The sequence below is a fragment of the Vibrio sp. 1-1(7) genome (genome assembly GCF_013048485.1).
Classification (GTDB): domain Bacteria; phylum Pseudomonadota; class Gammaproteobacteria; order Enterobacterales; family Vibrionaceae; genus Vibrio; species Vibrio fujianensis.
The window spans coordinates 19,487-42,332 of sequence record NZ_VHSP01000001.1 but is presented as its reverse complement, the minus strand read 5'-3'; the positions used below and the strand labels follow the sequence as shown (position 1 = coordinate 42,332).

Below are 22,846 nucleotides of genomic sequence, written 5' to 3'. Positions count from 1 at the left end.
GTCCTATTTTATGATGTCATCAATGCCTTAATTTGCTCACCGGTACAACCAAACCGTCGCTCCCGATTCACAAACCAAGTCATGGCTTCAATTAAACTCTCTTCACCAAACTCTGGCCAAAAAACCGGGGTAAAGTACATTTCTGCGTAGGCTAACTGCCAAAGCATAAAATTACTGATCCGACATTCACCACTGGTACGGATCAGCAGATCGACCTCAGGAAGGTCGGCCATTGTAAGATGGTTAGCAACAACGCCTTCGTCAATTTCATCTACCGAAAGATCACCGCAGCTGACTTTGGTTGCAATCTCACGCACCGCCTGGGTAATGTCCCATTTGCCACCATAATTCGCCGCAATATTAATTACCATCCCAGTATTGTTTTGAGTCAAAGCTTCTGCTTGGGCTATTTTACTTTGTAACCGCTGGCTGAAGCGACTTTTGTCCCCAATTATGCGAAGGCGTAGATTATTCTTGTGTAATTTTTTGACCTCGGTAGATAGAACGCTAATAAAGAGCTCCATCAATACACCGACTTCCTCTTCAGGACGCCGCCAATTTTCACTGCTAAAAGCAAATAAAGTGACAGCTTTTATCCCTAATTTCGCGGCGGTTGTGATCGTTTTACGTACTGCTGAAACCCCATTTTTATGACCAAAAACCCTAGGTTTACCTTGCGCTTTCGCCCAACGACCATTGCCGTCCATAATGATTGCGATATGCTTGGGAAGAACATCTGAAGAGAGTGGCGAATTTTGCATAGAAACGTAATGATGACAAAAAGATGATGAAGGGTAGCATAAAAAAACGCTGCACTGCGAGCACAGCGTTTTTTTACATGTTGTTATGAAATTAAACTTCCATTAGCTCTTTTTCTTTGGACGCTAATACTTCATCAATTTTCTTGACGGCGACATCCGTTAGCTTTTGGATCTCATCTTGAGCTTTACGTTCTTCATCTTCTGAAATTTCTTTATCTTTCAAAAGAGCTTTAAGATCGTTGTTTGCATCACGACGAATATTACGTACGGCAACACGTCCACCTTCAGCTTCTCCTCGCACAATCTTAACTAGATCACGGCGACGCTCTTCTGTGAGTGGTGGCAGTGGTACACGAATTACCGTCCCAGCAGACATTGGGTTAAGGCCAAGATCAGACATTAAAATCGCTTTTTCGACTTTAGGGGTCAGTTCTTTATCAAATACCGTAATCGCTAGCGTACGGGCATCTTCTGCCACGACATTAGCAATTTGGTTGAGTGGTGTTGCTGCACCATAGTATTCAACTGACAAGCCAGAAAGTAAACTTGGATGAGCGCGGCCAGTACGAATTTTAGAAAGGTTATTCTTTAGCGCTTCAACACTTTTTTCCATACGCTCTTGAGCGTCTTTTTTGATCTCATTAATCACAATATCACCTTAATTCTTATTTCATCTTGAGCGTGATTATACTGCGGCACTGATTAGTGTACCTTCCGCTTCACCCATGACCACACGGCGTAACGCGCCTGGTTTATTCATATTAAAGACACGGATTGGCATCTTGTGATCGCGTGCTAAAGTAAAGGCTGCAAGATCCATCACTTTAAGTTCTTTGTCCAGTACATCGCTGTAAACCAGTTTATCATACAGTTGAGCATCAGGGTTAGCTACAGGGTCAGCACTGTAGACTCCGTCTACTTTTGTCGCTTTTAAGACCACATCGGCTTCAATTTCAATACCACGTAAACAAGCAGCAGAATCTGTCGTAAAGAAAGGGTTACCGGTACCCGCCGAAAAAATAACCACTCGACCTTGACGCAATTGGCTAATCGCATCAGCCCAATTGTAATCATCACACACGCCTTTTAGTGGAATAGCAGACATCACACGAGCATTGACATACGCACGGTGCAGAGCGTCACGCATTGCTAAACCGTTCATCACGGTTGCCAACATTCCCATGTGGTCACCCACAACTCGATTCATTCCCGCAGCGGCAAGCCCTGCACCTCGAAATAAATTGCCGCCACCGATCACGACACCAACTTGAACCCCCAATTCCACGAGTTCTTTCACTTCCTGTGCCATGCGATCAAGCACAGCAGGGTCGATACCAAAACCTTCATCGCCTTGTAATGCTTCGCCGCTTAATTTTAACAAAATACGCTGATACGCGGGTTTAGGGTTCGTTGTCATGGATTTTACCTTCCAAAGAGTGTTGTGAATTAACCGTCATGAATAGACTTGCCGTATAAATATATTCATCACGACTAAGATTACCGCATTCGTAAAAAGACCGCAGCCTTGGCTACGGTCTTAATGGTGTAATCAAATAACGATTAACCTTTTTGAGCCATTGCTACTTCTTCAGCAAAGCTTAGGCCTTCTTGTTTTTCAATACCTTCACCTACTTCTAGGCGAACGAATGAAGAAACTGAAGCACCTTTTTCTTTCAGAATTTCACCAACGGTTTTCTTGGGTTCCATCACGAAAGCTTGACCGGTTAGAGAAACTTCGCCGGTGAATTTCTTCATGCGGCCTTCAACCATTTTCTCTGCGATTTCTTTTGGTTTACCTTCGTTCATTGCGATTTCAACTTGAACTTCACGTTCTTTCGCAACAACGTCAGCAGGAACATCTTCAGGGTTTACATACTCTGGACGAGAAGCCGCTACGTGCATCGCAATGTGTTTCAACGTTTCTGCATCTGCAGCACCTGCAACAACCACACCGATACGAGAGCCGTGGCTGTATGAAGCCAAATCTTGGCCTTCGATATATTGAACGCGACGGATGGTGATGTTTTCACCAATTTTAGCCACGAGTGCAATACGAGTCTCTTCGAATTGAGCTTGTAGTCCTTCTACGTCGACTTTAGACGCAAGAGCAGCTTCTGCAACTTCATTAGCAAACGCTAGGAAGTTACCATCTTTTGCAACGAAGTCAGTTTGGCAGTTGATTTCAACAAGAGCAGCAATGCCCTCGCCTTGTTTAATGATGATAGTTCCTTCAGCAGCGATGTTACCTGCTTTTTTCGCCGCTTTCGCAGCGCCGCTTTTACGCATGTTTTCAATCGCTAATTCGATATCGCCATTGGTTTCAACAAGCGCTTTCTTACATTCCATCATACCTGCGCCAGTACGTTCACGCAGTTCTTTAACTAGAGCAGCAGTAACAGCCATTCTCTATTCCTCAGTTGATTCTGGATATGGTAAAAATTGGGGGCCTATCGATTCGGCCCCCAATGCTAACGATCACCTAACCTATACTATTTATTATAATAGATAGAACTAAGTGTGACTCAGAGCCGCAAATTATTCCGCTTCAACAAAGCCGTCTTTTTCAGCAACAGCCGCTAGATCTTTGTTGCGACCTTCGTTAACTGATTCAGCAGCGGCGTTCAAGTATAGTTGAACAGCACGGATTGCATCATCGTTACCTGGGATAACGTAATCAACACCATCTGGGTTAGAGTTAGTATCAACAACAGCAAATACTGGAATGCCTAGGTTGTTTGCTTCTTTAACTGCGATGTGCTCGTGATCAGCATCGATAACGAATAGAGCGTCTGGTAGACCACCCATATCTTTGATACCACCAAGAGATTTCTCTAATTTCTCCATTTCACGGGTACGCATTAGAGCTTCTTTCTTAGTCAGTTTCTCAAAAGTACCGTCTGTTGACTGAACTTCAAGATCTTTTAAACGTTTGATTGACTGACGAACTGTTTTCCAGTTAGTTAGCATACCGCCTAACCAGCGGTTGTTTACGTAGTATTGGTTACTTGCAATTGCAGCTTCTTTAACAGCTTCAGATGCAGCGCGCTTAGTACCTACGAAAAGAACTTTCCCTTTTTTCTCACCGATTTTAGTCATTTCAGCAAGTGCTTCATTGAACATTGGTACGGTTTTTTCTAGGTTGATGATATGAACTTTGTTACGAGCGCCAAAGATGAATGGTTTCATTTTTGGGTTCCAGTAACGAGTCTGGTGACCAAAGTGAACACCCGCTTTTAGCATATCGCGCATTGATACAGTTGCCATTATATAATCCTCTATGGGGTTAGGCCTCCACATCCCCCATGCATCCGACTTCTCAGTGACCACTGGAAGCACCCCGGAACACGTGTCGGAATGTGTGTGATTTAAAGTTAAATGTGTATGGAGCCGATCTAACTCGTCAAACATGAAGAAAATAGACCAGTATTCCGGCGCGCTTTATACCATATTTAGCCGCAATGTGGCTAGTAATAATTACTTGACGACTGGCTATCATCAACAGGCCAACACGATGACGAGAATAAAAGATACCCAAACAACCTGGCGTTGCAGGTAAGCGGGGGATATCAATTCTCTATAATTCTCATTCTTATCTAAGTCGCTTCTTGCGCTTCCTTTTTGCACTGTTACAATATTGCGATTGGCACGGGAGTGCATAAAAATGAGTAGAGAAAGCCGATGTCTGTAAAAATTAAAAATGCTGAAGAGATTGAAAAAATGCGAATCGCAGGTCGACTCGCTGCAGAGGTTCTAGAAATGATCGAGCCCCATGTAAAACCGGGGATAACGACAGAACAACTAGACAAAATTTGTCACCAGTATATCACTGAAGTACAAGGCGCAATTCCAGCACCGCTTAATTATCATGGCTTTCCAAAGTCCATTTGCACCTCGATTAATCATATTGTTTGCCATGGCATCCCAGCCTCACAAGATACTTATTTTGGACAAATCCTGCGCCCGGCGGTACTTAAAGAGGGCGACATTATGAATATCGATGTCACAGTAATTAAAGATGGTTACCATGGTGATACCTCCAAAATGTTCCTCGTCGGTGAGGTTTCTCCGGCTGATAAACGCCTCTGTTTTGTCGCACAAGAGTGTTTGTATCTATCCCTGAAAAAAGTTAAACCTGGTATACAGTTAGGTGAGATTGGTACCGCGATTGAAAAACACATCAAAACCAACAATAAAAATAATCCTCGCCTGAAATTTTCGATTGTGCGTGATTATTGTGGGCATGGTATTGGGGCTGAGTTTCATGAAGAGCCACAAGTGGTGCATTACCGCAATAATGATCGCACAGTCTTGCGTGAAGGAATGATTTTTACCATTGAACCGATGATCAACGCGGGTAAATTTGGTTGCCGGCTTGATGATGAGGACAACTGGACTGTCTATACCGCAGACAACAAAAATTCAGCGCAATGGGAGCACACCTTATTGGTCACCGCTGATGGCTGTGAAATTTTAACTTTACGTGAAGAAGAAACCATCCCTCGTATTTTTCACAACGCCTAATAGCAAAAAGCGGTCAGCTCTATCAATATGCTATAAAGGAGCGCTTGAGCTCAGTGATTGATTTCTGTTAGATTCAATACAGACCTGAGCTCACTCTTTTGCACGGACCGCTTGTTATGCCTTCTTACTTATCTCCGCTTCGTTTTACTAACGAACAGCTCAATGTCGACGAATTAAAGCAACAATTAGATTGCTTTTCTCTTTATCAGCGACAAAAGTTTTTAGCCCGCCACTCTGTGACAGACCTTGTGCTTGGTCGTGCAGAATATATGGATTTATTACTGCATCGACTGTGGCAGCAATTTGGCTTTCATCATCATCCTGAAATTGCCCTCGCTGCTGTTGGCGGATATGGACGCGGTGAACTCCACCCGCTCTCTGACATTGATATTTTGATCGTATCAGAGCATAAATTAGCCGATGAACTAGGGCGTAAGATCAGTGAATTTATCACGCTATTATGGGATTTACGCTTGGAGGTTGGCCATGCGGTACGGACATTATCTGAATGTGCTGAAATTGGCCGAGAAGATTTAACCGTTGCGACGAACCTACAAGAAGCTCGCTTACTTTGCGGTAGCGAAACCGTCTTTTTACAACTCCAATCGCTTGTCGACTCTGATTCTTTTTGGCCAAGCGAAACGTTTTACCAAGCAAAGATTCAAGAGCAACGTGCCCGCCATGCTCGCTATCATGATACTACCTATAATCTTGAGCCCGACATAAAATCCACCCCAGGAGGTTTAAGAGATATCCATACGTTAAGTTGGGTTGCTCGCCGCCATTTTGGTGCTAAAACACTGTATGAAATGAGCCGCTTTGGTTTTCTCACTGATGCAGAATATCGAGAGTTAGTCGAATGCCAAGACTTTTTATGGCGCATCCGTTTTGCCCTACACCTTGAGCTTAAACGCTACGACAACCGATTAACCTTCGCTCATCAAGCACAAGTGGCTGAACACCTCGGTTTTACTGGCGAAGGAAATCGTCCAGTAGAAATGATGATGAAAGAGTTCTACCGAACTTTACGTCGTGTGGCAGAATTGAACAAAATGCTACTAAAACTGTTTGATCAAGCGATCTTAAATCATGGTCAAGAGAGCAAACCAGAAATCATTGATGATGATTTCCAACGCCGAGGAGCATTAATTGAAGCCCGTAAACCGGCACTTTTCCAGGCTCGGCCAGAAACCATCTTGGATATGTTTTTACATATTGCCAGCGATTCCACCATTCAAGGTGTTGCCCCTTCGACTATGCGTCAATTACGCACTGCTCGCCGTCGATTAAATAAATTTCTACACACCATCCCTCTCGCTCGAGAAAAGTTTATGGCATTAACCCGCCATCCGAATGCCCTGCACAAAGCATTCGGTCAAATGCATAAATTGGGGGTATTAGCGGCCTATCTTCCGCAATGGAGTCAAATTGTTGGGCAGATGCAATTTGACCTATTTCATGCTTATACCGTCGATGAGCACAGCGTTCGATTACTTAAACACATCAACTTATTTAATGATGAAAAAAATCGCTCCAAACACCCTATTTGTTGTGAAATATACCCGAAAATACAAAAAAAAGAATTATTGATTATTGCGGCTATATTCCATGACATAGCCAAAGGGCGCGGCGGTGATCACTCTGAAATCGGAGCAGTTGAAGCTTACGACTTCTGCATTGAACATGGGCTCTCTAAGCCCGAAGGTAAACTTGTGGCCTGGTTGGTACAACACCATCTGTTAATGTCAGTCACAGCCCAAAGACGTGATATTTACGATCCTGATGTTATTATTGAGTTTGCCAAAAAAGTGCGCGATGAAGAACATCTCGAATATTTAGTCTGCTTAACGGTTGCTGATATTTGTGCCACCAACCCTGAGCTTTGGAACAGTTGGAAACGTACCTTGCTGGCAGAATTGTTCTATTCCACTCAAAGAGCGCTAAGGCGTGGACTAGAGCACCCGGTCGATATCCGGGAGCGAATTCGTCATAACCAACAAATGGCATCCGCTTTACTGCGCAAGGAAGGATTCGCCAGCCGTCGCATTGAACTCCTCTGGCAACGTTTTAAAGCAGATTATTTCTTACGTCACACACATAAACAGATCGCTTGGCACGGTAGCCACCTACTCACTCATCATGATGCAAACCAACCGTTAGTCTTAATTAGTAAAAAAGCCACTCGAGGAGGAACGGAGGTGTTCGTATACACCAAAGACCAACCCGCATTATTTGCGACCGTTGTGGCAGAATTAGACAGGCGTAATCTAAACGTTCATGACGCACAAATCATGACCAGTAAAGACGGATATGTACTCGATACCTTTATGGTCTTAGATCATAACGGACAAGCAATTGAAGAGTTACGACATAAATCATTGGTAAAGCATCTCGTGCATGTATTGCATGATGGTCGCCCAACAAAAATTAAAACTCGCCGCATACCTCGTAATTTGCAACACTTTAACGTACCGACTCAAGTTGATTTTCTCCCCACTAAAAGTAAGAAACGCACCTTAATGGAGTTTGTGGCACTCGATACTCCTGGATTACTTGCCACCGTTGGGGCAACCTTTTCTGAACTCAATATTAACCTTCATGCCGCCAAAATTACTACGATTGGTGAACGCGCCGAAGATTTATTTATTCTCACCAGTACCAATGGGGGAAAGTTAACAGAAGCAGAAGCAACGGCATTGCGTGAGCGGTTAATTGAAAATGTAGCCAGTCTCGCGCCTTAACCGATATCAGCCAGATCACGATAACCTATTTATTGTTGTGTATGGGGAGGAAGAATATCCTCTCCCAAACCGATAACTCTAGCGCAAGTTTTCGCGGATTAGCTAGTTTAACCACCCCGCCCACGCACCGATCACCACAAGCATAAACGCCGATATAACACCCGCAACAATATCATCTAACATGATACCTAGCCCGCCATCAATACGTTTATCCAACCATCCAATCGGCCACGGTTTGACCATATCAAAGAAACGAAACAGAACAAAGCCACTCACTAACCAACGCCAATCCCAAACCGGTAACTGAAGAAAAGGAACGATAAACATCGTTATCCAAAATCCAACAAATTCATCCCATACAATAGAGCCATGATCATGAACTTTCATGTCCGTTGCTGTCAGTTGGCATATTTTCACGCCAATGAAGCAAGCAAATAAGACCAATAGTGAATAAAGCCAGATAGGGAGATGAGCCAATAGTAAATAAAAAGGAACAGCGGCTAGTGTTCCCATTGTACCGGGAATAATCGGGGATAAACCACTCCCAAAGCCGGTTGCTAATAAATGCCAAGGATTACGCATAGAAAGGCGTGAAATTGGATGACTCATACTGACTCCTTAAAATGATCAAATCCGGTCAAAGACCAATCAAGCTTCTCACCTTGACGAATAAGCTCGACAACACCCTGTGGGCGAATTTGGCCAATACAGGTTATCTTGCTCGCGGTATGAGCCAATGCACTCTCTAGCGAACCTTTATTTTCTTCCGGAACAGTAAAACAGAGTTCGTACTCTTCACCACTCGTTAAAGCATATTGCTGGGCAAGGACATCATCCCCTGTAAACTGCTTTAATTCGTTCGAAAGCGGTAAGGCATCCACCTCAATACGCGCTCCCACTTGAGAGCGATGTAAAATATGCCTTAAATCTGCCATTAAACCATCCGAGATATCAATCGCCGCAGAAGCAAGGTTTAGTAAGGCTTGGCCAACCAAGACTCGCGGAGTAGAGAGATAATGACGCTGCTGTAATTCCGCAGCGAAGGGACGCGCTCGTTTCGTCGGATCAAGAATAACCTCTAATCCGGCTTTGCTATCACCAAGTTCGCCAGTCACATAAATCCAATCCCCCACTTTTGCCTGATCACGCAGTAATGCTTTATCTTGAGGAACAAACCCATGTACCGTCAGGGTAATCGAAAGCGGCCCCTTGGTGGTATCACCACCAATCAACTGGATATTATAGTAGTTGGCTAAATCAAAAAAAGCGCGACAAAAAGGCGCAAGCCATGCTTCGTCTACCGTTGGTAAGGTTAACGCCATCGAGACCCAAGCAGGAGTGGCTCCCATTGCAGCTAAGTCGCTAATATTAGAAGCTAGCGCTTTATGCGCAACCCAAGCAGGATTAGCATCAGCTAAGAAATGAGTTCCCGCCACTAATGTATCGGTACTGATTGCCACTCGGACATTATCAGGGATATCGACAATGGCACAATCATCACCAAGGGTTAAATGTACATCTTTACGCTGAGGCTGACGGGCAGAGAAGTATTTTTCAATTAAGTTAAATTCACCAAACATCGGAGCGATCCCTACGCTTGCAAGCAGAATTTATGAGTACAGAAAAAGGGGAATAGTTCGATATTTATCCGTAGTCATATTATAGAAAAAAGGCCAGCAGATGCTGACCTTGATTAGGGTCTGTTGACCCTAGTAACATTAGGCTTTTTTTCGCACATGAGGAGCGGCTTTATCCAACACTCCATTAATAAACTTGTGGCTATCTTCTGCGGCAAACACTTTTGCAAGCTCAATCGCTTCGTTTATCACCACTTTATAGGGCACATCTTCACGTCGAGTCATCTCATACATTGCTAGGCGAAGCAACGCAAGCTCCATCATATCAAGATCTTGCATTGGACGAGAAACAAACGGACGTAATTTACTATCCAGTTCAGTATGGTTAAGAACAACACCAGTTAAAAGATCACGGAAGTACGTAACATCTGTTTCTGGCGCTGCCAGAGCAGGCTCTGCGGCGTGATGTTCTTCTTCATCATACTTACCACTGGACAAGAACTGCTCTTCAATCGTCGCCACATTCTCTTTAGTAATTTGCCATGAATAAATCGCTTGTAGTGCAAATTGGCGTGCATTACGACGTGCGGCTGGTTTCACACTGGCCCCCATTAGGAATCAATTTCAGAAAGAACGTTAATCATCTCAAGTGCGCTTAGTGCGGCTTCAGCACCTTTATTACCAGCCTTGGTTCCTGCGCGTTCAATAGCTTGATCGATGGTATCTACAGTCAAAACACCAAATGCCACCGGAATACTAAACTCCAGTGAAACGTGGGCCAGACCTTTATTCATTTCACTACAAACATAGTCAAAGTGCGGCGTACCGCCACGAATAACTGAGCCGAGCGATACAATGGCATCAAATTTACCCGTTTTCGCGACACGCTGTGCCACAAGAGGAAGCTCAACGGCTCCTGGACAACGAACAACGGTAATATTATCGTCGCTCACTTGGCCATGACGCTTCAAAGTGTCGATGGCTCCAGACAATAGACTTTCGTTGATAAAACTATTGAAACGAGAAATCACAATCGCAATTTTAGCATTGGGTGCTGGGAAACCACCTTCAATCACTTTCATAAGCTTTCCTTTAACTCTATTCATCAAGTGAGAATCGCCGGATTCTAGCACAAATTTGTGAGCGATATCTAATGGAAATTACCCACACTCGCATCACGACGAAATTCACTTACAGGTTAATCTCACAAAACCTGCATGATTCTGCATTTTATACCTTATCCGTCTCTAGGGTCTCTAGAAAATGATAAAGTAGGACTTTATTCACATACGTATTCAACCACGTTTAGGCCAAAACCGCCCAAAGCATGGTATTTCTTATTAGGCGATGAGAGTAAGCGCATGTCGGTGATCCCCAAATCGGCTAAAATTTGTGAACCAACACCGACTCGACGAGAAGTGCCTTGTTTTTTGGCTAAAGTAGGGGCTTCACCTTTATCTTGCTGCTCAAAGATTTTTATCCGATGTAACAACAAATCTGTCGACTCTTCATTACCAAGGATAACCAGTACCCCACCTTGTTGGCCGATACGTTGCATGGCTTGGTCTAAACTCCAGCTACGTTCAGCACTACGATCACTGCGCAATAAGTCGGTAAAGGTATCTTGTAGATGAACTCTCACCAAAGGCGCTTGAGTGGATACGGCTTCTTTTTTCAAGGCAAAATGAATTTGGTTATCGATCACGTCACGATAAGTCACAAGTTCAAATTCACCAAATTCAGTCGGCAATTGGCATTGTGCCACCCGTTCAATGGTAGTTTCAGTATGATTTCGATATTCAATCAGATCAGCAATCGTCCCTAATTTAATACCATGTTTTTTCGAAAAAATTTCCAGGTCAGGACGACGAGCCATAGTGCCATCTTCATTTAAGATTTCGACAATCACAGAAGCTGGCTCTAAACCGGCTAGGCGGGCTAAATCACATCCGGCTTCTGTGTGCCCCGCACGGGTTAACACTCCGCCATCTTGCGCCGCGAGTGGAAAGATATGTCCAGGTTGAACCAAGTCCGCAGCCTTTGCATTGGGGGCGACTGCAGCTTGCACAGTGCGCGCACGATCCGCGGCAGAAATGCCAGTAGTGACACCTTCAGCCGCTTCAATAGAAACGGTAAAGTTTGTCGTATACTGGGCATTATTGTCTTGTACCATTGGGGCAAGACCAAGGTGCTGACAACGTGTTTTCGTCATGGTTAAACAGATCAATCCACGTCCATGCGTTGCCATAAAGTTGATCGCTTCGGGGGTAATATGCTCAGCGGCCATAATCAGGTCGCCTTCATTCTCTCGGTCTTCATCATCCATCAAGATGACCATTTTACCTAAACAGATATCTTCAATGATGTCTTGAGGTGTACTAATTGCCATCGTTCTTTTCCTATAAACTCGCTATCGCCGATATTAATGCCTTGATCAAGATAGATACTAAGCAAAACCGTTTTGTTGTAAGAATTCCATCGTTAAACGAGATTGAGGGGCGGCTTCATGACCATCACCTCGGAGTAATCGCTCTAAATAACGCGCCAGTACATCAATTTCTAAATTTACTTTATGGCCGGGCTTGAATGTATCCATGGTAGTTTCTTGTGAGGTATGTGGCACAATGGTCAATTTGAATGCCCCTTGGCGCAATGCATTAACGGTTAAACTAATACCATCGACCGTTATTGAGCCTTTTTCTGCAACATATTTATCCAGCGCCGAAGGTAAACTAACCCAAAACTCTAGTGCTCGCCCCACTCGGTGTTGCTCTAGTATTTCACCAACTCCATCCACATGACCTGACACGATATGCCCGCCCAATCGGGTGGTTGGCAGCATGGCTTTTTCTAAATTAACTTTTGCACCAACTTGATAATGGGCAAAAGCCGATTTATTAAGCGTTTCTAATGAAAGATCAGCACGATAGCTGTGCGATGTCATCTCAACAACCGTCAAGCAGACTCCGTTGGTAGCAATACTATCGCCTAATCTGACATCACTCATCGCCAGCTTACCAGTATCGACGGTGATAGAGACATCTTCACCTTGTTGAGTTATCGCGGTTAATGTCCCAACCGCTTCAATAATTCCAGTAAACATAATTTCGAATCTTATTGTTTTAAGGTTGCGGTTAAACGGAGATCGGGCCCAATCATTCGACAATCTTTGATCTCCAACTCTGGTACCTGTTCCATTTCAGTTAAGCCTAATGTACCAAACAGGCCTCGACCATCACTGCCCATAATCTTGGGAGCCAAATAAACAATCAGTTCGTCGACTAATCGCTCGGCTAATAATGTATTCGCTAAAGTGGCTCCAGCTTCAACCCAAAGATGATTGATATTTTCTTGCAGTGCTAACGTTGCCAAGGTTTGGCGAAGATCTAATCGACCTTGTTGATCCAACTCCACACACACCTCCGCTTGCTGTTGGGCGACACGTAAAACAGGTGATTCGACTTGATAAAGACGCAAAGCAGAGTGAAGCTGATGCTGGCGATCTAAAATGACTCGTGTTGGTTGCCGAAGCTCACATTCAGGATATGATGTCCGCAACTCACTTGGTAACTCAGACCAACGTACCGCCAGCGAAGCACTGTCACTTAATACTGTTTGGCTAGTCGATAAAAGAGCCCCCGCCTGTGCACGGTAAACTTGCACATCTTGACGAGCTTGTGACGAGGTGATCCATTGGCTACAACCATTAGCAAGTGCCGTTTGCCCATCAAGACTAGCAGCTAGTTTGAGCTGAACAAAAGGCATGCCGGTTTGCATTCGCTTAATAAAAGCGAAGTTAAGCGCTTTCGCCTCACGCTCAAGTAGCCCAACCACCACCTCAATATTAGCCGCTCTCAACATAGCAATCCCACGACCAGAAACTTGCGGATTTGGATCTTGCATCGCACAAATGACTTTGCTAACACCAGCGTTGATTAAGCCTTTCGCGCAAGGTGGTGTTCTTCCGTAATGAGAACAGGGTTCTAATGTAACATAGGCCGTTGCTCCTTGAGCTTGATCCCCAGCCATTCGCAGTGCATGAACTTCGGCATGAGGTTGCCCAGCTCGATAATGAAACCCTTCTCCTACGACCTTATCACCGCGTGTTATCACACAGCCCACATTGGGATTTGGTGCAGTCGTAAATCGACCTCGCTCTGCAAGTTTCAGTGCATAGGCCATCATTTGATAATCAAAAGCAGTAAAGTTGGGCATTCTGGGACTCAAATTCAATTTTCTAGTTTGGCTATCTCTTCACCAAACTCTCGGATATCTTCAAAGCTACGATAGACTGAGGCAAAACGGATGTAAGCAACTTTGTCTAACTCTTTGAGTTGATCCATCACCAAATTACCAATCAGTTGGCTAGGAACTTCACGCTCACCGGTCGCACGCAGTTTAGATTTTATATTGCTGATCGCTAGCTCTATCGCATCGGCACTCACTGGGCGTTTTTCTAGTGCTCGCTGCATACCACCGACCATTTTTTCTTCGTCAAATGGCTCTCGATTACCATTCGACTTTATCACTTTTGGCATCACAAGTTCGGCCGTCTCAAAGGTAGTAAAGCGCTCACTGCAAGCTAAACATTGCCGGCGACGGCGTACTTGATGCCCATCAGCGACCAAGCGAGAGTCGATGACTTTCGTCTCATTTTCAGAACAAAAAGGACAATGCATATTACCTCCATAACTAGACGCTCAGTGTACCTAAATGCGAATATGAACAAAAGTAAAAGGGGCTTGCTTGCCCCTTTTCTCAACCTGTTAACGCAAATTTGTTAAGTGTGACCAACTTAGCCTTATCATCAAGGCTAACTTTACTGACGAGATAAGTAATTAGCTTTACCAACCCATTTATAGCTAGTCAGTTCTTCTAATCCCATTGGCCCTCGTGCATGCAATTTTTGAGTGGATACCGCCACTTCCGCGCCTAAGCCAAATTGAGCACCATCAGTAAAACGGGTTGACGCATTAACATAAACCGCCGCTGAGCCAGCAGAATTAATGAATAATTCGGCATTAAAAAGATCATTGGTCATAATCGCATCGGAGTGGCTTGCATTATGTGTACGCATGTGTTCAATCGCTTCATGCACATCTTTGACCACTTTTACCCCTAAGGTATAACTGAGCCATTCAGTATCAAAATCACCCGCCTCTGCAGTACGAATGTCACGCGCTTCACTCATCAAGATTTTGGCCTGATTGTCCGCGACAAAAGCAACTTTATGATTGAGTTTGACAAGCAATTTTTTAAGTAGCGGTTGCGCAATCGCCTCATGAACTAACAAGGTGTCCAATGAGTTACAGGCAGAAGGACGCTGTGTTTTGGCATTTTCAATCACATCAACCGATTTATCGAGATCAGCACTTGCATCAACAAAAATATGGCTGATGCCAAACCCGCCAATGATGACTGGAATTGTACTGTTTTCTTTGCACATTTTATGCAATCCAGCCCCACCTCGTGGAATAATCATATCCACATACTCATCCAGTTTGAGTAATTGGGCAACCGACTCACGAGCGGGGTTTTCAATATACTGAATCGCTGCGATGGGTAATTGAGCTTTGACTAATGCCGACTGGATCACTTTAACAAGTTCCATATTGGAAAAAAAAGTCTCTTTGCCGCCACGTAAAATGGCCGCATTACCCGTTTTTAAACATAAAGCGGCAATATCAATCGTCACATTAGGTCGAGCTTCATATATCACCCCAACAACGCCAAGCGGAACACGACGTTTGGCGAGAGACATACCGTTTGCTAACACTTTACCGTCGATTTCACTGCCGACTGGATCTGGCAAGCTGATCACATTACGTACATCAGTGGCGATAGCATCTAAACGTGCTTCATTCAGGAGCAGACGATCGAGCAGAGCATCACTCAGTCCCGCTTGTTTACCTGATGCAATGTCTTTTGCATTCGCCGCTAAAATAACGGCCGCATTGGCTTCGAGTTCATCAGCAATCATAGCTAATGCTCGGTTTTTCTGTGCGGTTGATGCGGTGGCAAGTTGGAAAGAGGCCGCTTTTGCCGCTTGGCCCATTTGGATTAAATCCACGCTGTTTCTCCCTATTCTTGAATGACAACCATATTGTCACGATGGATCACTTCAGCACCATAATCGTATCCGAGAATATCGATGATCATTTTGCTGTGTTTACCGGCAATTTTTGCTAAATCACCACTTGAATAAGCGCTGATTCCTCGGGCAATTAAATGTTGATGCTGATCTTTGACGCGAATCACTTCACCACGAGCAAATTTCCCTGCCACTCGAACCACCCCTTTCGCTAATAAACTACTGCCTTTTTCAAGCAAAGCATTCGCCGCACCCAAATCAATAATAATGTCGCCTGATGCTGCAGGGCCAGCTAATATCCAACGTTTGCGATTCTCCAGAGCCTCTTCTAATGCCAAAAACCGTGTACCTTGTGGGTGATCACTCAGTGAATCAAAAATGACATTTTGAGCACGACCGGCAGCAATAATCACTTCAATTCCGGCACGACGAGCGATATCGGCCGCTTGTAGTTTAGTCGCCATACCGCCAGTACCCAATGTTGTACCACTTCCGCCAGCAATTTTTCGCAAAGTGTCATCAATGGTTTTCACTTCTTTGATCAATTCAGCGTTGGGGTCTTTGCGCGGATCGGCAGTAAATAAGCCTTTTTGATCGGTCAACAGTAACAATTTATCAGCACCGCATAAAATGCCAACCAGAGCTGAGAGGTTGTCGTTGTCACCAACTTTAATTTCATTCGTTGCTACTGCATCATTTTCATTGACGATAGGAACAATATCGTTATCAACCAATGCATTGATAGTGTCACGAGCATTAAGAAAGCGCTCTCGATCGTCTAAATCAGCTCGGGTAAGTAACATTTGCCCTATTTTAATTTCATACAAAGCAAACAGGGATTCCCATGCCTGAATCAACTGACTTTGACCGACCGCCGCTAAAAGCTGCTTACTGGAAATAGCGTGCGGCAAGGCGGGATAACCGAGATGCTCTCGCCCAGCGGCAATCGCGCCAGATGAAACAATCACCACTTTGTGGCCCTGTTTTTTAAGTTCAGCGCATTGGCGAACAAGTTCAACCATATGGGCTCGGTCAAGTGCCAAAGTTCCGCCAGTTAATACACTGGTTCCTAACTTGACCACAACCGTTTGGGGTGTGATTTGGCATTGTTGATTCGTTGTCATGATTTATTCTGCAATGGAAAACATATAAGAGGTGATGTTTTAGCAATCAAGCGCGGGTTGTACAAGAGGAAAAAGAGGTGAAACACCTCTTTTTTTGACGGTTTCTCTATCTTACCCTCAATCTAGACAAATTCATCCGACTGTTGATGTAAAGAGAGAGTAAATAAGAACCGTTCTTGTAACGTTTGCGCGAGTTTTTGATGAAATGCTTGTTGAGTTCTTACGACTTCGAACATTGCTTGCTCTGGGGGAGAGGAAGCATCCCAGTGTCCAGCAACATTATATCGCCCTATTCGATAATTAGCTTCAAATCCGGTATCGGTTTTAGTCAGCTCCATCCACCAGCCCCAAAATTCACGTTTTTCAGGCGATTTTTTATCGTTAATACAAACGGCCAAGCAATCAAAGAGGTATTTCCCTTCTTGGCATTGGCCTTCGCGCAGATAAGGGCCAATCGCTTTCAATACTGACAACAAACGGTGGTGGGTTGGTTTTTTTGCCACTTCTGACATTTTATCTCTCCATGTTTAGAATGCCTATTCATTATAATAATCATGCGCTTAAAAAGCGCACAGCATTCACTTTTCACTAATTAAATTGAAAAGTCATCCACAGAGTTGTTCTTCGAGCCATTTTATTGCTAAATCGAGGGATTGCTCATATCCTCGTGAAATACTTTCATCTTTTACCAGTTTTGCTTTTCCTCCTTGACTGAAGGTAGCAATCAAATGGTTATCACTTGCTGGTGATACGGGATCTCCCTCCATAGAAAGCGCTAAAATCGGTACCGGTGTACGCCTTGTCGCCAGTACCCCTTGAACTTTCAATGACCAAGCCATTAATTGAGCCGATAAGCTTGGAATATCAACCGTGTTTTTCCCCAAACGAGACGCCAAAACATCTAAGTACATTTTCGACATCATTTTCATTTTTTCTTGAGAAACAAAAATATCGTGAACAGGTGCCCCAATCGAAACACAGGCTTTTATCTTCGAAGATTCAAGAAAAGAGAGCCGAACCATAGCATTGCCACCAAATCGAAATCCAACGAGTCCAACTCGGCGATGATCCACCCAAGGCAATGGTGCTAACTGATTAAGCACCGCTTGATGTAAGCAAGAGGAATCTTGGGTTAAAGGCCAATGATGACTATGCCCCACTGACGGCATATCTATCGTTAACATCGCGATATTACGTTTAGCTAAATAATCCCTGAACAACCGCCACATATCTGTTTGTAAACTATCTAATCCAGCGCTCACCATCACCACCGGCTGTGGTTCATTCGTATGCGATAAATGTAAATGACCGATAATTTTTTTACCTTGATAGTCAAACTCCAGCGGTTTAATCGTGTATTTGGTCAGCTCAGCCGCTTGTTGATAAGCTTGATTGGCTAAAACACGCGCTTGTATCGCCAGGTTATCTTTTTTTAAATGCGGGTAGCCCGCAATGCTATAACACAAGGAGGCACTGAACATCCGCTCTGCTGCTTGATCCCCGGTTAAAGATTCACTTTGCTTATGGTAGTTTGCTCCAAGCCGAGTCCATTCATAAGTCCAATTTCCACTGTGATACCCTATCACGGTATCGAGCCATTTATCATAGGTTCTCGAATGTTGTGATGAAGCAATACGCGCTAACACTTCTTCTTGATCTATCGGATCAATGCCTAACCATGCCCACTGTAAGCGGCGCAAGTTGCGATACCAGAAGAATGTATCTTGTTCCATCTTTTGTTCGATAAACTCAAGGCTACTGGGCATATACTGAGTTAATGTGGAAGTTTCTTTGGCTTGCTTGTGTTTTTGAAATAACGTTTCAGAAAGATTGTTACTGCTTGAATCAGACATAAGACATCTCGTTATATAAAGCATAGATGCAGTTATACTAATCAAAAAAATGGCCCTTTGCAGGGCCATTTCAGTGATTATTGATCAAAAGTTATCATAAACAAGATGCGTGATTATTTTTGTTTGCGGTTGACCGGTTCAATATAGGATAAAGCCATATCCCAAGGTTGTTCAATCCATGTATCTTGTTCAATGTCAACAATGTATTCATCAACTAACTCTTTTCCTGCTGGTTTAGCACAAACCGTAACGAATTTCGCTTTAGGATACATTTGACGAATCTGGCGCGCTGTATCACCACTATCAACTAAATCATCAACAATTAAAAAACCTTCGCCATCATGTTCTGGAGCTTTTAAAATACTCATGTCGCGTTGGTGATCATGATCGTAACTTGAGATGCATACGGTATCGACATAACGAATCCCTAATTCACGGGCCAAAATAGCAGCCGGAACCAGACCACCTCGGCTGACACCTAGGATACCTTTCCATTGTTCTGCAGGCATTTGACGCTGGGCAAGTTCACGACAAAATTTCTGCATATTGTCCCAAGTGATAACGAATTTTTTACTCATTGTAATTAAACCTAATTGTTTGGAAATTGGGTATGTTTATGCCTCAAGGATAAACTTAATAATAAAGATAGCTGCCATGATCCAGACACTGAGTGACACGTGACGGCCTTTACCACTAAGCAGTTTGATCAACGCATAAGAAATAAAGCCAAGCGCAATGCCTTCTGCGATAGAGAACGTCAGCGGCATTAATAAACAAGTCACCACCGTTGGTGCCGCTTCCGTTAGATCACGCCAATCAATACTGACTAGGCCAGAAAGCATTAGGATGGCAACATAAAACAGAGCTCCTGCCGTTGCATAAGCTGGGATCATGCCCGCTAATGGCGAGAAGAATAATGCAAGCAGAAATAAAATGCCAACCACAACAGCGGTCAATCCTGTTCGTCCACCAGCAGCCACACCAGAAACACTTTCCACAAAAGAAGTGGTATTTGATGTACCAAGCAAAGCGCCAACCGAGGTCGCCGTTGAGTCTGCTAATAAGGCACGATTTAAACGAGGAATTTTACCATCTTTGCCAATAAAGCCAGCCTTACTTGCCACACCAACTAAGGTTCCAGCAGTATCAAACAGATCAACAAATAAGAAAGCAAATACGATCGAGATCATACTAACTTCAAAAATAGCAGAAAAATCTAATTGCATAAAAGTCGGTGCAAGGCTTGGTGGAGTAGACATAACCCCTCCCCAAGTCACATCACCAAATAGAAGTCCAAGAGCTGTTACCGCCAAAATAGCGATCATTACGGCTCCTTGAACACCTCGATGCACTAAAGCAATCGTGAAAAAGAAACCGAGCGCACCCAACACGGCTGGCAAGGCGGTAATCGCCCCCATAGAGACCAGTGTGGCTTGGTTATCCACCACAATACCGGCATTTTTTAACGCAATAAACGCTAAAAACAGGCCAATACCAGCAGAAATCCCGGTTCGTAATGACATCGGAATTGAATTGATGATCCACTCGCGGATCTTAAATAAGCTCAATAATACAAATAGTATCCCAGAACAAAATACTGCCGCTAATGCGACCTGCCAGGTATAACCCATTCCCAATACCACCACGTAGGTGAAGAAGGCATTTAACCCCATTCCTGGCGCTTGGGCGATAGGATAATTCGCGACAAATCCCATGATAAAGCAGCCAATTGCGGCAGCTAAACATGTCGCGACAAAGACAGCGCCGCGATCCATCCCGGCATCAGATAGAATCGCCGGGTTGACAAAAATAATGTACGCCATTGTCAGGAAGGTGGTGATCCCGGCAATGATCTCAGTGCGCACACTTGTACCATGTTCACTGAGTTTAAATAGTCTTTCCAGCATGTTTGAGTCCTAATAATGGTAACGTAAACGGTTGCGTAATCGATTGGTCGCAGATTATAAAGTTATCAACCAATAAATTCCATACGGAATTAAATGCAATAAGTAAGAATGCACGCATTTTTAGGATAAAAAAACGCCACCTAATGATAGGTGGCGGTGAATTATACGAATCAAATACGATTAACAATAAATTCCAATATAGGGGTGAACAAAACTGTTCAAGATACAAGCTTAAATTTAGTAACCAAAGCTTGAAGGGTATGTAAAGTTACTAGTAAACACAGCGTTATTATTCCAGAACATTACAGACGATAAACCTTTATTCATAACTATCACCATTAAAATCAAACATTGTTTATTGATTTCTCAGTTCCTTGGAGGCGATAAATCGGACTCATCCTTTGAGCATTTTGTCTTCACTCGCGAAGTTGGTTATAAATATACTACAAAGAAATTTTATTACAATAGATTTAGTGATAAAAATCACATAAAAGTAAAAACTGGCAAAAAAAACGCCACAAATGGTAATTTAATTACAGAATAAACAATAAGACACATACCGCTGTCTTATACTTCTCTGACTTCGATATGACGTTAGTGAAAACAACAAAAGCAGAATTGATCACCAAAGGCGCTACTCCCACCACAGACATAGTGGTATGCTGTTTCAGGTTACTATGTCATAGCCCGATTACAGCCTATCTATCTAAAATAGGGGAAAAAACCTAATAATAATCGGGGAAATTTACATAAAAGGAGTCACTTGTGTCTGAATTCCACTCTGAAATCAGTAAATTATCACCAAGCCCTGTATGGCAATTTTTTGATAAAATTTGTTCCATCCCTCATCCATCTAAACATGAACAAGCTCTTGTGCAATTCATCATTGATTGGGCGACCCAGCAAGGCTTTAACGTTCGTCAAGATCCGACAGGAAACGTGTTTATTAAAAAGCCAGCAACATCAGGTATGGAACATAAGAAAGGGGTGGTACTCCAAGCTCATATTGATATGGTGCCGCAGAAAAATGAAGACACAGAGCATGATTTTACGCAAGATCCCATTCAACCTTATATTGACGGTGAGTGGGTAACTGCGAAAGGAACCACACTCGGTGCTGATAATGGTATTGGTATGGCAACCTGTTTGGCAGTACTGGCCTCGAATGATATCAAACATGGTCCACTTGAAGTGTTACTAACCATTGATGAAGAAGCGGGAATGACCGGAGCTTTTGGCCTACAAGCGGGTTGGTTAGAGGGAGACATTCTTCTAAATACCGATTCAGAACAAGAAGGTGAAGTCTATATGGGCTGTGCCGGTGGTGTCGATGCGGCCTTTAGTTTTGATATTCAACGTGAAGAACAACCGACTGGATTTGTGACTCGCCAACTGACACTGAAAGGACTAAAAGGTGGTCACTCTGGTTGTGATATTCATACTGGCCGGGGTAATGCCAATAAACTATTGGCTCGCTTTATAGCTGAGCATGGACATGCGTTAGATCTTCGTTTGATCGAGTTTCGTGGGGGCAGCCTGCGTAATGCCATTCCTCGTGAAGCATTTGTCACTGTTGCCGTTCCCGCCGAAAAAGTTAATCAACTCGATGAAACCTTCACACAATATCGCGAGTTATTAACCTCAGAATTAGGTCAAGTTGAAACAACCATCATTACGTTAAATCAGGCGATTGAAACCACTCATCAAGTTTTTACTTTACCGTGCCAGCAACGTGTTATAGCAGCACTTAACGCGTGTCCTAACGGGGTTATTCGCATGAGTGATGACATTGAAGGCGTGGTAGAAACCTCCCTGAATGTCGGCGTAATCACAACTGAAGAAAAGCAGGTTAACGTTCTCTGCCTCATTCGCTCACTGATTGACTCAGGCCGGAGCCAAGTACAAAGTATGCTTTCATCAATTGCGCAACTGGCTGAAGCAAACATCACCTTCTCGGGAGCTTACCCTGGTTGGAAACCTGATGCGGATTCAGAAATCATGCACATTTTCCGTGATATGTACCAAGACCTCTATGGGCATAAACCCAATATCATGGTTATTCATGCTGGGCTTGAATGCGGGTTATTCAAAAAACCTTATCCCAATATGGATATGCTCTCTTTTGGTCCAACCATCAAATTCCCTCACTCTCCCGATGAAAAAGTGAAAATTGATACCGTAGCGCTCTTCTGGCAACAAATGATCGCTTTACTGGAAAATATTCCAACCAAAGCCTAAAGTTAATGGTCAAGCGAACCTAGGGGGTTGTTG

Annotated in this window: 23 protein-coding genes; 3 read left to right on the top strand and 20 right to left on the bottom strand. The window is 43.7% G+C overall.

From position 1 onward, the window contains the following. Positions 1 to 8: 8 nt before the first annotated feature. The 5 genes from uppS to rpsB form a co-directional block, all read right to left on the bottom strand. Complete coding sequence (gene uppS / locus FKN05_RS00225) at positions 9 to 761, bottom strand: polyprenyl diphosphate synthase (RefSeq protein WP_099611617.1); 753 nt, start codon at positions 759 to 761, stop codon at positions 9 to 11. 91 nt (positions 762 to 852) lie between these two features. After that, entirely contained in the window at positions 853 to 1,410 is a 558-nt protein-coding gene (frr, locus tag FKN05_RS00220; RefSeq protein WP_099611618.1) for a ribosome recycling factor, read from the bottom strand. 36 nt (positions 1,411 to 1,446) lie between these two features. After that, entirely contained in the window at positions 1,447 to 2,178 is a 732-nt protein-coding gene (gene pyrH / locus FKN05_RS00215; RefSeq protein WP_099611619.1) for a UMP kinase, read from the bottom strand. 143 nt (positions 2,179 to 2,321) lie between these two features. Further along, positions 2,322 to 3,164: a translation elongation factor Ts gene (tsf, locus tag FKN05_RS00210; RefSeq protein WP_170886554.1), complete on the bottom strand. Its 843-nt coding sequence runs from the start codon at positions 3,162 to 3,164 to the stop codon at positions 2,322 to 2,324. Positions 3,165 to 3,296: 132 nt separating this feature from the next. Beyond that, positions 3,297 to 4,025, bottom strand: coding sequence for a 30S ribosomal protein S2 (rpsB, locus tag FKN05_RS00205; RefSeq protein ID WP_161427069.1), 729 nt, complete (start codon positions 4,023 to 4,025; stop codon positions 3,297 to 3,299). 414 nt (positions 4,026 to 4,439) lie between these two features. Here rpsB and map point away from each other — a divergent pair, with 414 nt between their 5' ends. Then, complete coding sequence (gene map, locus FKN05_RS00200) at positions 4,440 to 5,282, top strand: type I methionyl aminopeptidase (RefSeq protein ID WP_161427070.1); 843 nt, start codon at positions 4,440 to 4,442, stop codon at positions 5,280 to 5,282. Between the two features lie 116 nt (positions 5,283 to 5,398). Then, complete coding sequence (glnD, locus tag FKN05_RS00195) at positions 5,399 to 8,023, top strand: bifunctional uridylyltransferase/uridylyl-removing protein GlnD (protein ID WP_099611623.1); 2,625 nt, start codon at positions 5,399 to 5,401, stop codon at positions 8,021 to 8,023. A 102-nt stretch (positions 8,024 to 8,125) separates the two neighbouring features. Here glnD and pgpA read toward each other — a convergent pair whose 3' ends face one another. The 15 genes from pgpA to vcdP form a co-directional block, all read right to left on the bottom strand. After that, entirely contained in the window at positions 8,126 to 8,632 is a 507-nt protein-coding gene (pgpA, locus tag FKN05_RS00190) for a phosphatidylglycerophosphatase A (RefSeq protein ID WP_099611624.1), read from the bottom strand. Then, entirely contained in the window at positions 8,629 to 9,603 is a 975-nt protein-coding gene (thiL, locus tag FKN05_RS00185) for a thiamine-phosphate kinase (protein ID WP_161427072.1), read from the bottom strand. The genes pgpA and thiL overlap by 4 nt, the downstream gene beginning before the upstream one ends. A gap of 138 nt (positions 9,604 to 9,741) precedes the next feature. Next, positions 9,742 to 10,212 (bottom strand): transcription antitermination factor NusB, encoded by a 471-nt coding sequence (gene nusB, locus FKN05_RS00180; RefSeq protein WP_099611626.1) that lies wholly within the window; start codon positions 10,210 to 10,212, stop codon positions 9,742 to 9,744. Then, a complete protein-coding gene (gene ribH, locus FKN05_RS00175; protein WP_099611627.1) occupies positions 10,212 to 10,682 on the bottom strand; it encodes a 6,7-dimethyl-8-ribityllumazine synthase in 471 nt (156 codons plus the stop codon). Before ribH ends, nusB begins: the two co-directional genes overlap by 1 nt. A 197-nt stretch (positions 10,683 to 10,879) precedes the next feature. Beyond that, positions 10,880 to 11,989, bottom strand: coding sequence for a bifunctional 3,4-dihydroxy-2-butanone-4-phosphate synthase/GTP cyclohydrolase II (ribBA, locus tag FKN05_RS00170; RefSeq protein WP_170886552.1), 1,110 nt, complete (start codon positions 11,987 to 11,989; stop codon positions 10,880 to 10,882). A gap of 57 nt (positions 11,990 to 12,046) precedes the next feature. After that, entirely contained in the window at positions 12,047 to 12,703 is a 657-nt protein-coding gene (locus FKN05_RS00165; protein WP_099611629.1) for a riboflavin synthase, read from the bottom strand. 11 nt (positions 12,704 to 12,714) lie between these two features. Next, positions 12,715 to 13,815, bottom strand: coding sequence for a bifunctional diaminohydroxyphosphoribosylaminopyrimidine deaminase/5-amino-6-(5-phosphoribosylamino)uracil reductase RibD (ribD, locus tag FKN05_RS00160; RefSeq protein WP_170886550.1), 1,101 nt, complete (start codon positions 13,813 to 13,815; stop codon positions 12,715 to 12,717). Positions 13,816 to 13,829: 14 nt separating this feature from the next. Next, positions 13,830 to 14,279 (bottom strand): transcriptional regulator NrdR, encoded by a 450-nt coding sequence (nrdR, locus tag FKN05_RS00155; RefSeq protein ID WP_099611631.1) that lies wholly within the window; start codon positions 14,277 to 14,279, stop codon positions 13,830 to 13,832. Between the two features lie 140 nt (positions 14,280 to 14,419). Then, the gene (locus FKN05_RS00150; protein ID WP_099611632.1) at positions 14,420 to 15,670 is read right to left on the bottom strand and encodes a glutamate-5-semialdehyde dehydrogenase; all 1,251 of its coding nucleotides are present in this window, start codon (positions 15,668 to 15,670) and stop codon (positions 14,420 to 14,422) included. 11 nt (positions 15,671 to 15,681) lie between these two features. Further along, positions 15,682 to 16,815, bottom strand: a complete 1,134-nt coding sequence (proB, locus tag FKN05_RS00145) for a glutamate 5-kinase (RefSeq protein WP_170886548.1) — start codon at positions 16,813 to 16,815, stop codon at positions 15,682 to 15,684. Positions 16,816 to 16,937: 122 nt separating this feature from the next. After that, positions 16,938 to 17,327 (bottom strand): sigma factor-binding protein Crl, encoded by a 390-nt coding sequence (crl, locus tag FKN05_RS00140; RefSeq protein ID WP_099611634.1) that lies wholly within the window; start codon positions 17,325 to 17,327, stop codon positions 16,938 to 16,940. Between the two features lie 93 nt (positions 17,328 to 17,420). After that, the gene (gene frsA, locus FKN05_RS00135; RefSeq protein ID WP_170886546.1) at positions 17,421 to 18,668 is read right to left on the bottom strand and encodes an esterase FrsA; all 1,248 of its coding nucleotides are present in this window, start codon (positions 18,666 to 18,668) and stop codon (positions 17,421 to 17,423) included. A gap of 113 nt (positions 18,669 to 18,781) precedes the next feature. After that, on the bottom strand, positions 18,782 to 19,246 hold the full coding sequence (gene gpt, locus FKN05_RS00130; RefSeq protein ID WP_099611636.1) for a xanthine phosphoribosyltransferase: 465 nt from the start codon (positions 19,244 to 19,246) through the stop codon (positions 18,782 to 18,784). A 36-nt stretch (positions 19,247 to 19,282) separates the two neighbouring features. Then, positions 19,283 to 20,575: an NCS2 family permease gene (locus FKN05_RS00125; protein WP_099611637.1), complete on the bottom strand. Its 1,293-nt coding sequence runs from the start codon at positions 20,573 to 20,575 to the stop codon at positions 19,283 to 19,285. A 237-nt stretch (positions 20,576 to 20,812) separates the two neighbouring features. Further along, positions 20,813 to 20,902, bottom strand: a complete 90-nt coding sequence (gene vcdP / locus FKN05_RS16850) for a small protein VcdP (RefSeq protein WP_524540884.1) — start codon at positions 20,900 to 20,902, stop codon at positions 20,813 to 20,815. A 438-nt stretch (positions 20,903 to 21,340) separates the two neighbouring features. Between vcdP and FKN05_RS00120 the strand changes: the two genes are divergently transcribed. Continuing rightward, positions 21,341 to 22,813, top strand: a complete 1,473-nt coding sequence (locus FKN05_RS00120) for an aminoacyl-histidine dipeptidase (protein WP_099611638.1) — start codon at positions 21,341 to 21,343, stop codon at positions 22,811 to 22,813. The last annotated feature ends 33 nt before the right edge of the window (positions 22,814 to 22,846 follow it).